We start from the raw sequence: 13,989 nt of genomic DNA on the forward strand, positions 1-13,989 counted from the left end.
ATGAAGTGGGGTGTCGTGAGCACCTAGCGCTTCGTCCGATGGTCGGTACCGGCATGATCCTGCAGTTCGACGAGGAAGCCGCCTTTTCGGAGCACTGACTCGATGGTCCTGCGGACCCTCGTTTCGGGAAGCCAAGCGACGAGCGTCGTGTCGTCGAGAGGGGTGATCGACTCGACGACTTTTTCGAGGAGCGCCCAGGCCTGGTCACGATCGCTCGTGCTCGCGAAGCGCACCGCGAGTGCCGGGCGGACGACTGCCGGTCTGCTGTGCGCGAGCCAAGCGCGGACGGATTCTTGCCAGCTGGACGGGAGCGGTGATCCGAGCGCGCGTTCCAGGAGCTCGATCACTGCGGTGGGAAGATCGGTGAGGGAGAGCGAGAACGATCCTGAACGGAGTTCCGTCCGGACGAAATCCTCGACCGTGCGGGCTGAAAGGAGCCACGTCGGGACGGGACGAGAAGACTGGAGGGTACCCAGTTGCGAGGCGATCCACGTGATTTCGGGGGTGAGAACGGGGAGCTCGAGCGTGAGACCATTCTCAGTCTGGAAGAGAGCGCGCATGTCGATTTGGGGAACGGAGCGCAGGATCCCCAGTGCCCAGCTTCCCCAGCTCGTGAGGCGGATTGCTCGGGTGCCGTCAGCCGTCCGCCCACGCTGCACGATCCCTAACCACTCCAATTCCTGCAGTCGTGCTTCTTCTCGTTCGCTGGAAGTGCCGCCGAGACTCTCGCGAACCACTTCGTTCCACGCGTACCACGCACCGACCCGGAGGGTGCGGAGTTGCCGGACCAGTGCTGGCAGCAGTTCACGATCGCGTGGGTCACTCGTTGCGCTCCAGACTCGAAACAGTCGTCGTCCTTGCTCGGCGAACGAAGCACGGAGCCAGGCTGCAAGACGGGGGCGAGCGAGTTCACCCTGCGGCGTGAGCAGGCCGAGCGATCCCGCACAGCGACGAAGGAAGATGAAGTAGGCGAGGGAATCGCTTGCATCTTCCCAGAACCAGTGCTGGCGTGCGATCGCAGCGACGAGTGGTCGGGGGGGCCGGCTCTCGCGAGGCCAGGCTGTGCCGGAGCGAAGCGAGCACGCGAGGAGTAGCAGGAGGTCGAGAACAGCCGCCTGGGGAGGAGCCTGAGTGGTGACCGAGACGTCGTCGATCGGCTGTGGAGTCGGTGTCGAGGAAGTACCGAGGGTCAACGTCGGGAGAACCATGAGACAGCGGGCGCTGCCCTCGAATGTCCGCCAGACCAATCCATAGCGGGCAAGTTCACTAACAGTGCGACGGAGTTCGCCGAACGTCCAGCGACGATCGCGCAGGAGCTCACTCAGGGGTATAGGCGCACGACGGCTCTCGAGATGGGTCAGCAGCTGCCGAGCACGCGGGGAAAGCCCGGTGCAGATGCGGTAGAGAACCGTCGGGTCGACGAGCCGGGAGACGAGATACCCGAGGGCCTGATCTCGACTGGTGACGGAGGGAATGACTGCCAAGCCGTATCGCTCGGCCAGTTCGAGCAACTCATGATCGGTGAGCTGACCGAAGAGTGCAGGGAGCGGACCATCCGGCCCGATCGGATCAGACCGCTCGTGCTCCAGTCGCTGGATCACGCGAGCGACCTCGTTTGGCAGGAAGACGCGCGGCCCCTCACCGGATGGCTCGCTGGCCAGTAGACCGGCCACGTAGAGTTGGCGGAGGACCGCGATCGTCGCTCCCTCGTCTCGGCCGAGCGCTCGTGCGATCTCGTTGGGGGAGAGCGGAAGACGTCGCTCAGCGAGGATGCAAAGGGCAGCCTCGGCCAGTTCACCCAGCCGTTCCAGTGCCAACGCCACCTGCCATGCGTCGGTGAGGATGGGATAGAGGAGACCAGTGAGTTCCGCAGCGCTCTCGGTGGGAGCGATCTCCCAGAAACGTCCGGCTGCCCGCAAACTTTGCAGCGGCCGGTCATGTAGCACGACGAGCAGGGGGCGCATCCGTTTCGCTCCGCTCGTTGTCCACACTTCGAGCGCAACTGTATGCGCTGGCAAGGCGCGGTGGCAAGCGTGACCAGTTGGACGGTGTCAGCCTCTCTCCCGATGAACCCATCGGAATGGGCTCCTCAGCGGAAAGCGTCAACCAGATCGCCGTTTGTCCACTGGGGAGACGAGAGACGGGCGCTAATCGCTGGCTTCCGACGCGACGTCGAGTAGGGTCGTCGGAACCGGTTGTGCAGGCGAGCGCAGCTGGATGAGATGATGGTAACGGAGCAGCAGGACAGCCAGCCCGATCAGCGTGCGGAACCCGATCCCGAGAGCACGATAGGTGATGGCGATCGCAGTCGCGCGGCCGAATCCGATGCCGATCCAGTTGAGGAGACCGACCAGACTGATCTCTGTCGTGCCGAAGCCATTGGGAACAGGCAGGAAAAGGTGCGCGAGCATCGACATCCCGTGCACATAGAGCCCCTCCAACGGTGCGAGTCCGCGCACCGTCAACGCATTGGCCAGCATGATCAGGATCGCGACCGCACACAGCGAGGAAGCGATACTGGTCATGGTTCCTGGAATGAGGGCACGACCATTCAACAGGGCGACCAGTGTGCGACGAGCGTCTTCCTCGACTGGAACCAGTCGTCGCGTCAGGCGCCAACGTCGCAGCACACCGACGAGGGCGGTACCGGATCGCTCGGAGCGGGCGATCGTGATGAGGAGGAGCGCGAGGATCAGGGCTGCCACCGGTGCCACGAGTTGCGCGTTCGGCTGGGGGGAAGCAGCGATCCCGATGAGCGCCAAGAGAGCGACAGCGAAGACATCACCGAGACCCTGTGCGATGAGTGGGGGAGCAGTGTGACGCAAGCCGATACGACCCTTTGCGTGCTCTTCGGCGAGGCGGGCGGAGAGGATCGAGCCACCAGGCAGGGCACTCGCGGCTTGAGCAGCCAGATAGCTGGTGATGCTATCGCGGAAGCGAAGGGGAAGTTGTGCTGCCCGGAGATACCAGGCCCAACGGATGGCTTTGATTGCCTCGTTCGCGCTGAGCACGAGCAAGAGAGCGAGTACCACGCGGGGAGACAAGCGTTCGAGGGTACCGGTAACCATCTCCGGATCCCGAAAGGACCAGGCGACGAAGCTGAAAACTCCAGCGATGACAAAGACAAGCACTCCTCGGCGCATCGTGTCCCCGCCGATCATGAACGGACGAGCCCGGGCGACGCCGTTTGGACCTGCGTCGTCCGCCCGGGCCCTCAAGACTGGATTCGGCGAAAATCGACGATCGTACCAGTGCCCGGGACGGGAGACTCGCCACTCAGTATATCTGCCGTGCACGGAAGCGAGCAAGTGCTGTTCGTCACCGTGCACGTTTCGTCGTGCTATGGATACTGGGCCGCGACGATTTCGGCAACGATGCGTCCACGCGTGATCTCGTCTGGCTGACCGATACGGTCAGGCCACCACTCCAGCCGCGCTCGCTCGAAGAGCTGGGCGATATACCAGCGACCATCGGGGAGATCCACCCGGAACTCCTCGGTGATGGGGAGACCGAAGACAGCGCGTCCGCCGTTGGCGGACCAGTACGCTTTGAAGCCGTTACTCAACGAGTGGCGCGTTTCTCGGAAGTAGAGCCGGTCCGTCGAGTCGGGGAACAGTTCGACCGGTTGCCAGGCCTCGAATGGCGCGGCAGCGTAATAGCCGACCGGGAGTTCGCTCACGTTGCCTGAGGCTGGGTCGTAGAGAAGCACAGCACGCTCGAAATACTGGACGAATCGCACGGTACCATCGATGCCGACCTCGCGGAAGAACTCGCTGATCGGCAGACCGTAGCGCTGCCATCCTCCTCCCTGCTGCCAGGCCGTATGGAGAAAGACAGGGACGTTGTGCCCCGTTTCGGGCATGTAGATGTAGCGGGCCGGATCGGCAGCGGCAACGGGATCCAGTGGCGGGCGCTCACCGGGATGAACGGTAACGATCTCCTCGTAGCCTCGTGGCGGAGCAGGGAGCGGCGAGGGTGGATCCTTGACCAGCCAGAGGAACGTGACGGTGACCCAGTCGGATTGGGTCATACCGAGGGCCGCAAAGGCACCGTCAGCGATATCCATCGCCGCCGGGCTCCTGACGGGACGGCCCCAGCCGTCTTTGCCGCCGTTATAGCCGTGGAAATAGGCGGCTTGAGCGGCGGGGACGCCTTGTGGCAGCCCCTTCCAGCGGCGGACTTCGGGTGGATTCCAGAAGTCGTCGTCCACGTTCCAGGGGCCGACGTCCCACACCGGGAGGACCAGGCTCCGCCCTTTGTATTCGACGAGGACCTGGAACTCGTGCCCGCCTCGCGAGCTCAGTGCGCAGGTACAGGGAAGCGTGACAAAAAAGTCATTGGGTTGGATGACGTGACCATTAGCCGTGCGCTCTCCCACCAAGCCGAGGCTATGGGCGAAAATACGAAAGGTGGCTCGCATCTGGAAGCTGCTCGAGGGGCGATTCTCGTCGTTGGACGGGGCGAGGTAATTCGCTAACGCCCACCCGCTCTTCTCGCCCCACTGGACATTCCACCAGAGATTACCGCGAGCGTCGGGCTGCGGTCCACCGATCACCCGAACGGTGGCACCCTCCGGCATCACGACGATCACCGTAAAGTCGTAGCCTGGCCCTTCCCGGAGGTTGAGACCGTCACCGTTCGTTCCCATCACCGTGGCGGGCTGACCGACGGTAAGAGTGCTCACGGCACGCACCGATTGTATGGGGAGCATGATCAGGAGGAGCACTGCGCACACGCAATGGAGGAAAGGCCGCGTTCGTTCGCGCATTTTCAGGCCCTCCGCGTCCGGACGCAATCGCTCGCGTCATGCCCACTCTAGCAGATGCGTGAGCGACTGGCAAGTTGGACGAGGGACCATCTCACGGAAGTGAAGTCTCTGGGTTGTGGAATCGGTTGTGTGTCGGCTGTTTTCTGGCCGTCTCGGCGCAGGACAAATCGAGCAGGGGACGACGTTTCCGGCGAGGACGAACGCTCCAGGTCGCACCGTGTTGTCGATCATGCCTCAAGCGACAGATCAGGGATGGAGGGCTCGGTCGCAGTTGCCATGGGTTGTTCGGGCTACAATCGAGATCGTGTCGGGTTGCGGGGAGCAGGGGGTAGACGGTGACAGTGATCGAGACGCGACTGACGCCCGATCGACTCGAAGAGCTGGAGAGCTTGGCACGCCGACTCCGTCGTACCGTCTTGATCATGACGACCGAGGCGGGTTCCGGGCACCCGACGAGCTCGCTTTCGGCCGTCGAGATCATGGTGGCCCTCTACTTCGGTGGTCTCCTGCGTTACGATCCGGCTCGTCCCGATTGGCCCGATCGTGACCGCTTCATTCTCTCCAAGGGGCATGCTGCGCCGATCCTGTACGCGGTCCTCGCCGAAGCAGGGTATTTCGCAAAGGATCTCTTGAGGACACTGCGTAAACTGGGGAGCCCACTGGAAGGACATCCCAACATGCGTCGCTTGCCGGGGGTAGAGGCCTCAACGGGCAGTTTGGGTCAGGGGCTTTCGATCGGGCTCGGGCACGCACTGGCGGCACGACTGGACGGACGGGATTATCACGTCTTTGTGCTCCTCGGCGACGGAGAAATCGAAGAGGGCCAAGTCTGGGAAGCGGCAATGGCGGCTGCCCACTGGCGCGTCTCGAACCTCGTGGCGATCGTCGATCACAACGGTTATCAACAGACTGGACCAGTGGCCGCGGTCACGGATCCCCGCGAGTATGCGATGAAATGGCGAGCCTTCGGCTGGCACGTCGAAGAAGTGAACGGACACGATCTGGAAGCAGTGCACGAGGTGTTGCGGTTCGCCCGCGCCTATCGAGACGGTCCGGTTTGCATCATCGCTCACACTGTGAAGGGGAAGGGCGTGTCGTTCCTCGAGCGGGACTTTACCTGGCACGGGCGTGCGGTACCGCGTGATCGTCTGGAGCGAGCACTGGAGGAACTGGCATGAATATCGGGACACGGGCTGGTTTACGCATGGGAAAGGCGACCCGGGATGCCTTTGGCGAAGCCCTGCGTGATCTCGGGGGCGTCTATCCTGATCTGGTCGTGGTCGACGGCGATGTGAGCAACTCGACGAGAACCGAGTATTTTGCCCAGGCGTTTCCCCAGCGGTTCTTCAATGTCGGCATTGCGGAATCGAATTTGATCGGGGTGGCCTCTGGCCTGGCTGCCAGCGGTAAGCGCGTGGTCGCTGCGAGCTTCGCGTGTTTCCTCCTGTGCAATGCATTCGATCAAATCCGCATGGGAGTTGCCTATCCGCGCCTCAACGTCAAGCTCGTCGGAAGTCACGCGGGTATCAGCATCGGTGAGGACGGGCCGTCGCAGATGGGAATCGAAGATGTCGCCCTTGCACTCTCCTTGCCGGGCGTGGCCGTGCTCGTGCCAGCCGACGAGCATGCGACGCGGGCCGCCACGCGGGCGATGCTGGAATGGGAGGGGCCGACCTACCTGCGCTTGGGCCGACCGCCTGTACCGGTCATCTACGAGCCACCAGTCGACTTCGTGATCGGTCGTGCCTTTCGTCTGCGCGAGGGGAACGACGTGACGATCATCGCGAATGGTCTCATGGTTGCGATGGCACTCGATGCTGCTGAGGAACTCGCTGCTCGTGGTGTGCAGGCGCGTGTCCTCGACATGGCCACGGTGCGCCCGCTCGATGTCGATGCGGTGATCGCAGCGGCGCGCGAGACGCGTGGCATCGTGGTTGCCGAGGAGCACCTGCACTATGGGGGACTGGGGAGCGTCGTCGCCATGGCGGTCAGCCAGCACCATCCGTGTCCCATGCGTTTCGTGGATCTGGATGATCGCTATGCTGAGTCGGGCGCACCGGATGACTTGTTGCGGGCCTATGGCTTGACGAGCGAGCGCATCGTGGCTGCTGCCCTCGAACTCACCGAACGGATCTAACTGTGGGAACCGAACGCGCGAAAGAGCGAGCGGCACGCTTTGCGGCCTCGCTCGTCGAAGACGGCATGATCGTCGGTCTGGGCTCCGGTTCTACCGCGGAGCTGGCGGTGCGTGCGCTCGGTGAGCGACTGCACGATGGGCTTCGGCTGATCGGGGTTGCGACCTCGCAACGTACTGCAGCCCTGGCCCGCCGGGTAGGCATCGAGCTCCGCGATCCGGATTCGGTCGACCGGATCGATCTGGCGATCGACGGTGCTGACGAGGTCGAGGAACGCTCGCTCGGTCTTCTCAAGGGGCGAGGGGGAGCGCTCGTTCGCGAGAAGCTCGTGGCCCGCATGGCTCGCCGCCTGGTGATCATCATCGATGACTCGAAGCTCGTCGCAGCTCTGGGCGCGCGTTTCCCGCTCCCGGTCGAGGTCGTGCCCTTCGGCTGGCGCTGGTGCGCTCGGTGGCTCGAGGATTTAGGAGGGCGACCGACACTGCGCTGCCGTCCGACTGGGCATCCATTTCGCTCCGACAATGGGAATCTCATTCTCGATGTCGCGTTCGGTGCGATCGCCGATCCAGCGTGGCTCGACCGAACGATCAAGATGCTGCCAGGTGTCATCGACCACGGACTGTTTTTGGACATGGCGGATCTCGTCATCGTCGGAAGCGAGACCGGCATTCGCCTGCTCGAGCGCTCGCGAACGGTGAGCGAGACTTCGAAAAGTTGAACGAGTGCGGTTAGGGGACGACCGTTCATCGCCGTTTCGCGGTGAGCAGAAGGTTGTGTCGGCCCCAACGGCTGCTGCGGCGCAGCGATCCGAACAGCTTGGACCGCGGCCGCGGTCGCTCTTCCCTGAGGTCAGCTCGAGCGATCAGATAAGAGTCCCTGTCTGCATTGCGTGCGGCGAGGCATGACCGTCACCCGCCGGTCCGGGGACGAGGAACCGTCGGCTCGTCTCGCTGGTCTGCTGCAAGCCGGAATCCGATCGGGCCTCCCGACAAGCAGCCTCACCCGGTGCCGAGCCGCGCAATCCCGCAGCTTTTCCTGCGTCGGGACTGCCAGGTCTCCCTTGCCCCGCTGCGCGCCCTGCGCTATAGTGTACGTACACAGTGTCCGTTCACCGTTGCCGAAAAGGGGGAAGCGGTGACCATGGGCCTGGTGGAGCGTTATGTAGAACGCGAGCGGTGGCGGCGACGACTGCAGCTCGAAATGGCTCCCGCCCAGGATCCTGAGCCGCTCGTGCGGTTCGGGCGTTCCGCTCTGCCACGAGCCAGGGGAGGGCGGCGGCGTTGGCTGGCCGGACTCGGGGTCATCGCCGCGCTCGCAGCGGAGCGGGCCGATGCAACGACCCTGCATGTCGTTCAACCTGGCGAGACCCTGAGCCAGATCGCCACTCGTTATGGCGTATCGGTACCGGATCTCGCACGCGCGAACGAACTGTCGAATCCAGATCGTATTCTCGTGGGGGCGGTGCTGCGCATTCCGGCGTCCCTGTTGGTCAGCGAGCGCGTTCACCGCGTGAGGCCGGGAGAGAGGCTGACGAGCATCGCGCAGCGTTACGGCGTTTCGGTCGAGTCGATCAGACAGGCGAACCGGCTCCCCGATCCGGATCGCATCCTGGTCGGGCAGATGCTCGTCATTCCGAGTGTGCCCGAGACGGCAATGGATACCAGTGCGTCCAGCAGCGCTCGACGCTACGTCGTTCAGCCGGGAGACACGCTCAGTGCGCTCGCGGTGCGCTTCGGTGTACCACTGTCGACGCTCGTGAAAGCGAACGGCATCACCGATCCGGATCGTCTCCTGGCTGGACAGACATTAGTGATCCCTCGGCGCGAACTCGGTGCTGGAGTACTCCTCGCGGGTGTGCCTGCCTACCGGCAATCGTTGCCATTGAGCTGCGAATCAGCTGCGGTCAGCATGGTCACGGCCTATTGGGGAAAGCCCGTTTCCGAATGGGTCTTCATCGAAAACCTTCCCTCGCACCCGAACCCCCATCGGGGCTTCCGGGGGAACATGAGCGGTACCTTCGGGGGCACCGATGACTATGGGGTCTATGCGGAGCCGTTCATCCCTATCCTCGAACGGTACGGATTTCGAGCCCAGGCGGTGTATGCGCGCGGCGATGTCAGCGTTCTTCGGGAGGAACTGTCGCTGGGGCGTCCGGTGGTCGTGTGGATGACCAATTTGGCATCGGTCCAGCCTCGCTTGATCGGCGAGGCCGATGGCGAACGGTTCATCCTGGTTCCGCAGGAACATGCCTTCGTCGTGTACGGCTATGACGAAGAGCGGGTCTACGTAGTCGATCCGGGCGATGGCCAATATCGCTCCTTCGGATGGGAAGACTTCCTGCGGTCGTGGGGTTACTTCGATGGCATGTTGCTGCGAATCCTTCCCGCACCGTGGGGCTAAGCGACCAGGCGCGCTGAGAGCAAAACGATCAAAAGCGTCAGGAGGAGATTCGCGGTCGAAATCAGGACGGAAAGATCGAGCAACTGGCGGTAGCGCTGTCGATCACGTGGATCAAGTGAGCGGGCGAGTTCGGTGAGCTGAGGACCGATAAATCGCCCATGCAGCAGAGTCAAAACGAGAATCAGTGCGACGAGCGTCATTTTCATAATGAGAAGTGTCCCGTAAGCGCTGGGGAACGACACGAGGGCGCTCCAGGCCACGCCACGGTGCTCGCCGATCGCGAAGCCGGTCAGGATGGCGACGATCAAGCTGATCCATGCGAGCGGAGAATAGCGTCGACCGAAGGCAGCGGTGAGTTGGGTCTGGGTCGGACGATCGAGCTGCGACCGCAACACCGGGCGGACGACGAGGAAGAGGAAAAGTTGCCCACCGAGCCAGATGGCCATGGCGACGAGATGAACCCAGCGGACGAGAGCCCAGACCCACTCGCTCATCCCCACGGTTCTCCTTTCGTTCCCGGTGTTCCTGCCGTACGTGTCGGTTTCCGACGCGGTTCGGAGTATGCGTGCTGGACCGGTCGAAGCGCAAGCGGTGACAGCAGTGCGATCCGGTTCGGGTCATCCGACGCTGGCGCTCGCGCAGGTGTGCTGCATGGAATAGGGAATGGTTCCCATCGTATGGTCAACTCAGAGCGCACCTGTTACGCGACTCCGTATCGTCGCGCACGTTCGTCCGAGGATTGCTTGACTGCTCGTGAAGCTCATGACTAGAGTTACGGTGACACACCGATCGACGTTGGACTCTCGGAGTGAGAGTCGGCGGATGGCAAACGATGGCGGAACGAGCAGGTCTTGCTCTATGAAAGGGCGGCGGTGGTGCAACAGGCATCGAGCGGTCCCGGGCTGGTCATCGGTGTTCCCCGTGAGCGGGCTCCCCGCGAGCGACGGGTGGCGGCGACTCCGGAGACGGTTGCACGATATCTGAAACGCGGTTTCCGGGTCATCGTCGAGCAGGAAGCTGGCTTGGCTGCTGGTTTCCCAGACGAGGAGTATCGGCAGGCGGGTGCGGAGATCGTTGCCGAGCCGGGTGATCTCTACCGGCGCGCTTCGGTCATCATCAAGGTGCAGCGTCCGTTACCGGAAGAGATCGAGTTCTTGCAGCCGGGTCACGTGATCATCGCGTTTCTGCAACCGCTCATCGCACCCGAACTCGTTGCGGTGCTGGCGGAACGCGGTGTGGTTGCGGTCAGTATGGACACGATTCCGCGGATTACCCGGGCGCAGCCGATGGATGCGTTGTCCTCGATGAGTACGGTCGCTGGGTACAAGGCCGTACTTTTGGCCGCGAATGAGCTTCCCAAGTTTTTCCCCTTGATGATGACTGCGGCGGGAACGATCCGACCGGCCAAGGTTCTGGTGCTGGGGGCTGGCGTTGCGGGATTGCAGGCGATCGCGACGGCGCGCCGGCTCGGTGCGCTGGTGGAGGCGTTCGATACACGACCGGTGGTGAAAGAGCAAGTGGAGAGCCTGGGTGCCAAGTTTCTCGAATTGGATGTCACGACCGAGGAAGTCGGCGGTTACGCCAAGGAACTAGCAGAGGAACATCTGCGGCGGGAACAGGAGTTGATTCATCGGCACTGTTTGGAAGCTGATGTCGTCATCACGACTGCTCTCGTCCCGGGTCGGCGGGCGCCGCTTTTGGTCCGTGAGACGACGGTCCGGGAGATGCGACCGCGCTCGGTGATCGTTGATCTCGCGGCTGAAATGGGTGGGAATTGCGAGCTCACGGTGCCGGGAGAGACTGTTGTCCGCTATGGCGTCACGATCATGGGGCCACTGAATCTACCGAGCGAGATGGCCTATACGGCCAGCCAAATGTATGCCCGCAATGTGGCGACGTTGCTCGAGCACCTTGCGCCCAAGGGCGAGTTCGTCTGGAATCTGGAGGACGAGATCACGCGCGGCGTCGTCCTCACGAAGGACGGGACGATTTTGCACGGTCCGACGCTCGAGCGACTCAAGGAAATCAAGGAGGAAGTGCGGTGAATCAAGAATTCCTGCTCGGGCTCTATGTTCTCATATTGACCATCTTTCTCGGATTCGAGGTGATCTCGCGTGTCCCGACACTGCTGCACACACCGCTCATGTCCGGAACGAACGCGATTCACGGAATCGTCTTGCTCGGTGGGATTCTGGTGGCTGGGACAGCCGAGAACCCGTTGACCTTACTGCTGGGTTTTCTCGGTTGTCTTTTCGGGGCAGGCAACTTGTTCGGCGGCATTGTCGTGACAGACCGGATGCTGGAGATGTTCAAGAAGAAGGAGCCAGCTGCTCGCCAAGCGGGGGAGCGGTCCACGGCAAAGGCGCCTGAGAAGGAAGTGGTGGGGCAGCGGTGATCGAGAATCTGCGTGATGCTGTCGTCGATCTCGTCTATCTCGTCTGTGCGGTCGTCATCATTCTCGGCCTCAAGCGACTGAGCTCGCCGCGAACGGCGCGCTCCGGTAACAAACTCGTCGCGGCCGGTCTCCTCGTAGCGGTGGGTGTGACACTGCTCGATCCGCACATCCATTGGCGACCGGCCAATATCGCGGTCATGCTGATCGGAACCGTCGTCGGTGCCGCTGGGTCGATCTACCTGGCGCGCGTTGTTCCCATGACGGCGATGCCGCAGATGGTCGCGCTCTTCAACGGAATGGGAGGCGCGACTGCGGCCCTCGTGGCCGTCGCCGAGTTCCAGCGGTTCGTCGCCAGCGGAGCAGTCACCGCTGGCGAGCGTGTGTCCGTTGCCTTCGGGACGACTGTCGGTTCGGTGGCCTTTACCGGAAGCGTGATCGCCTTTCTCAAGTTGCAGGAATTGATGACTGGTCGACCGGTGCGCTTCCCCTTGCAAATTCCGTTGAATGTCGCTGTCGTCGCCGGCATCGTGGCGATGTGGGCCTGGTTGTTGGGCTTCGCTGGTTCGTCGGCCAGCGTGTGGATCATGTTCGGGCTCGCGTTGCTCTTCGGCATCCTGCTGGTCCTCCCGGTCGGCGGGGCTGACATGCCTGTCGTCATCTCCGTTTTGAACTCGATGACCGGTCTCGCGGCTGCGGCGGCTGGATTCGTGCTGGAGAACCAGATTCTCGTTGTGGCTGGTGCCTTGGTCGGTGCCTCGGGCTCGCTTTTGACCATCCTGATGAGTCGCGCGATGAACCGATCGCTGGCCAACGTGCTGTTCGGTGCCTACCGGACGCGAGCGGCTGGTGCTGCAGTCGCCGAGGCGAAGCCGATCCGCGAGACGACGGTCGAGGACACAGCTGTGCTGCTTGCCTACGCCAATTTGGTGATCATCGTGCCCGGCTATGGACTCGCAGTGGCGCAGGCGCAGCACGAGTTGGCGGAACTTGCCAACGAGCTGGAAAAGCGTGGTGTCGAAGTCAAGTTCGCCATCCATCCCGTTGCTGGTCGGATGCCGGGCCACATGAACGTCTTATTAGCGGAGGCGAATATCCCATACGACAAGTTGTACGAGATGGAGCAGATCAACGAGGAGTTCCAGCGAGCTGACGTTGCGCTGGTGGTCGGTGCGAACGACGTGGTCAATCCGGCTGCTCGCACCGATCCGTCCAGTCCGCTCTACGGCATGCCGATCCTCAATGCCGATCAGGCCAAGAATGTGATCGTGCTCAAGCGGAGCATGCGCCCAGGGTTTGCGGGAGTGGAGAACGAGCTGTTCCACATGCCACAGACGCGCATGCTCTTCGGCGATGCCAAGGAGACACTCAAGCGGTTGGTGGAGGCGGTGAAGAGCGTGTGAGCTGTTCCGTCTAGCTGGATTGGGTCCGCAAGCTCGATACGGCGCCTGTATGCGTCACTGCCTCTCTCCGCTGGTCTGCGAGCGTGATTGGTCTTGGTTCCGTGTTCCAGCGCGGTGGCGCCGGGGGAAGTCGATCTCTCGGCTTACCGCGCAGCTGGTCGCTGGGTGCTCTATTCTCACTGTGAGATGACGGGGACGGTCACTCGTTTGGGGCCGTTCGCGAGATCGCGAACGACAGGAACCAGACGGTCATGACCGTGAGGTCCAGGAAAACCGTGTACGGTTGCCGCGGCGGATCGAGCGTCCCCTCTCGAAGATGAATCTCGAAAGAGAGTCCAGGCGTGTCGATGGGCCGCATCGGACGGGCCGACTGACCCATTGGCGTGGTGATGAAGCGCTGTCTCCATCGTTGTCCACACGCGGCTGGTACCCTTGTGCCACAGGGAAAGGATGCGGGCCGAGAAAGGGGACGGGACAACGATGACGCAGCAAAGTCGCCTCGAGCAGTTCCGCGCCTATCGGGCGCGCATGAACCAGCGCATCGGTGAGATCGGCCATCGGGAAATCAACCGCTTTTTCGCACTGGACAGCGCGACCTACCGAGACGGAGCGTTGGATGCACGAACCAAGGAACTCCTCGGTCTGGTCGCCTCGCTCGTCTTGCGGTGCAACGATTGTGTCGATTACCACCTCGACCGCTGCGTCGCGCTCGGCTGGTCAGATGCGGAACTCTACGATGCAATGCAGGTCGCGTTGATGGTCGGTGGGAGCATCGTCATCCCGCACCTGCGACATGCCGTGGAGACACTCGATCTCTTGCGCGCCGAACGGCACGAACGCGACTGACGAGTGGATGGCCTCCGCGCGACGCGGGAGAACTATGCTTACCGC

12 protein-coding genes are annotated in these 13,989 nt (G+C 62.7%); 8 read left to right on the top strand and 4 right to left on the bottom strand.

Annotated elements, in window-relative coordinates; genetic code table 11:
• Positions 1-23 precede the first annotated feature (23 nt).
• From TRD_RS02180 to TRD_RS02190, 3 genes are all read right to left on the bottom strand, one after another.
• Positions 24-1,964 (bottom strand): hypothetical protein, encoded by a 1,941-nt coding sequence (locus TRD_RS02180; RefSeq protein WP_012641878.1) that lies wholly within the window; start codon positions 1,962-1,964, stop codon positions 24-26.
• Between the two features lie 183 nt (positions 1,965-2,147).
• Entirely contained in the window at positions 2,148-3,143 is a 996-nt protein-coding gene (locus TRD_RS02185) for a lysylphosphatidylglycerol synthase transmembrane domain-containing protein (RefSeq protein WP_169302278.1), read from the bottom strand.
• A gap of 197 nt (positions 3,144-3,340) precedes the next feature.
• On the bottom strand, positions 3,341-4,768 hold the full coding sequence (locus tag TRD_RS02190; protein WP_012641880.1) for an SH3 domain-containing protein: 1,428 nt from the start codon (positions 4,766-4,768) through the stop codon (positions 3,341-3,343).
• 335 nt (positions 4,769-5,103) lie between these two features.
• Here TRD_RS02190 and TRD_RS02195 point away from each other — a divergent pair, with 335 nt between their 5' ends.
• The 4 genes from TRD_RS02195 (at position 5,104) to TRD_RS13475 (ending at position 9,303) form a co-directional block, all read left to right on the top strand.
• On the top strand, positions 5,104-5,946 hold the full coding sequence (locus tag TRD_RS02195) for a transketolase (protein WP_012641881.1): 843 nt from the start codon (positions 5,104-5,106) through the stop codon (positions 5,944-5,946).
• Positions 5,943-6,905: a transketolase family protein gene (locus tag TRD_RS02200; protein WP_012641882.1), complete on the top strand. Its 963-nt coding sequence runs from the start codon at positions 5,943-5,945 to the stop codon at positions 6,903-6,905. The genes TRD_RS02195 and TRD_RS02200 overlap by 4 nt, the downstream gene beginning before the upstream one ends.
• Before the next feature lie 2 nt (positions 6,906-6,907).
• Positions 6,908-7,621 (top strand): ribose-5-phosphate isomerase RpiA, encoded by a 714-nt coding sequence (gene rpiA / locus TRD_RS02205; RefSeq protein WP_012641883.1) that lies wholly within the window; start codon positions 6,908-6,910, stop codon positions 7,619-7,621.
• Between the two features lie 287 nt (positions 7,622-7,908).
• A complete protein-coding gene (locus TRD_RS13475; RefSeq protein ID WP_012641884.1) occupies positions 7,909-9,303 on the top strand; it encodes a LysM peptidoglycan-binding domain-containing protein in 1,395 nt (464 codons plus the stop codon).
• On the opposite strand, the gene TRD_RS02215 is transcribed toward TRD_RS13475, so the two are convergent.
• Entirely contained in the window at positions 9,300-9,797 is a 498-nt protein-coding gene (locus TRD_RS02215) for a DUF4149 domain-containing protein (RefSeq protein ID WP_012641885.1), read from the bottom strand. The two genes, TRD_RS13475 and TRD_RS02215, sit on opposite strands and share 4 nt — an antisense overlap.
• 357 nt (positions 9,798-10,154) lie before the next feature.
• Between TRD_RS02215 and TRD_RS02220 the strand changes: the two genes are divergently transcribed.
• From TRD_RS02220 to TRD_RS02240, 4 genes are all read left to right on the top strand, one after another.
• Complete coding sequence (locus TRD_RS02220; protein ID WP_012641887.1) at positions 10,155-11,348, top strand: Re/Si-specific NAD(P)(+) transhydrogenase subunit alpha; 1,194 nt, start codon at positions 10,155-10,157, stop codon at positions 11,346-11,348.
• Positions 11,345-11,698 carry an NAD(P) transhydrogenase subunit alpha part 2 gene (locus TRD_RS02225; protein ID WP_012641888.1) on the top strand — a complete coding sequence of 118 codons (354 nt, stop codon included), beginning with the start codon at positions 11,345-11,347 and terminating at the stop codon, positions 11,696-11,698. Before TRD_RS02220 ends, TRD_RS02225 begins: the two co-directional genes overlap by 4 nt.
• On the top strand, positions 11,698-13,098 hold the full coding sequence (locus TRD_RS02230; RefSeq protein WP_420806792.1) for an NAD(P)(+) transhydrogenase (Re/Si-specific) subunit beta: 1,401 nt from the start codon (positions 11,698-11,700) through the stop codon (positions 13,096-13,098). Before TRD_RS02225 ends, TRD_RS02230 begins: the two co-directional genes overlap by 1 nt.
• Before the next feature lie 480 nt (positions 13,099-13,578).
• Entirely contained in the window at positions 13,579-13,944 is a 366-nt protein-coding gene (locus TRD_RS02240) for a carboxymuconolactone decarboxylase family protein (protein ID WP_041435919.1), read from the top strand.
• The last annotated feature ends 45 nt before the right edge of the window (positions 13,945-13,989 follow it).

The organism is Thermomicrobium roseum DSM 5159 (genome assembly GCF_000021685.1).
Classification (GTDB): Bacteria; Chloroflexota; Chloroflexia; order Thermomicrobiales; family Thermomicrobiaceae; genus Thermomicrobium; species Thermomicrobium roseum.

Coding starts and splice junctions, on each gene's coding strand:
- TRD_RS02185 (WP_169302278.1), bottom strand. CDS start 3,143: ATGCGCCGAGGAGTGCTTGTCTTTGTCATCGCTGGAGTTTTCAGCTTC.
- TRD_RS02190 (WP_012641880.1), bottom strand. CDS start 4,768: ATGCGCGAACGAACGCGGCCTTTCCTCCATTGCGTGTGCGCAGTGCTC.
- TRD_RS02215 (WP_012641885.1), bottom strand. CDS start 9,797: ATGAGCGAGTGGGTCTGGGCTCTCGTCCGCTGGGTTCATCTCGTCGCC.
- TRD_RS02200 (WP_012641882.1), top strand. CDS start 5,943: ATGAATATCGGGACACGGGCTGGTTTACGCATGGGAAAGGCGACCCGG.
- TRD_RS02240 (WP_041435919.1), top strand. CDS start 13,579: ATGACGCAGCAAAGTCGCCTCGAGCAGTTCCGCGCCTATCGGGCGCGC.
- TRD_RS02180 (WP_012641878.1), bottom strand. CDS start 1,964: ATGCGCCCCCTGCTCGTCGTGCTACATGACCGGCCGCTGCAAAGTTTG.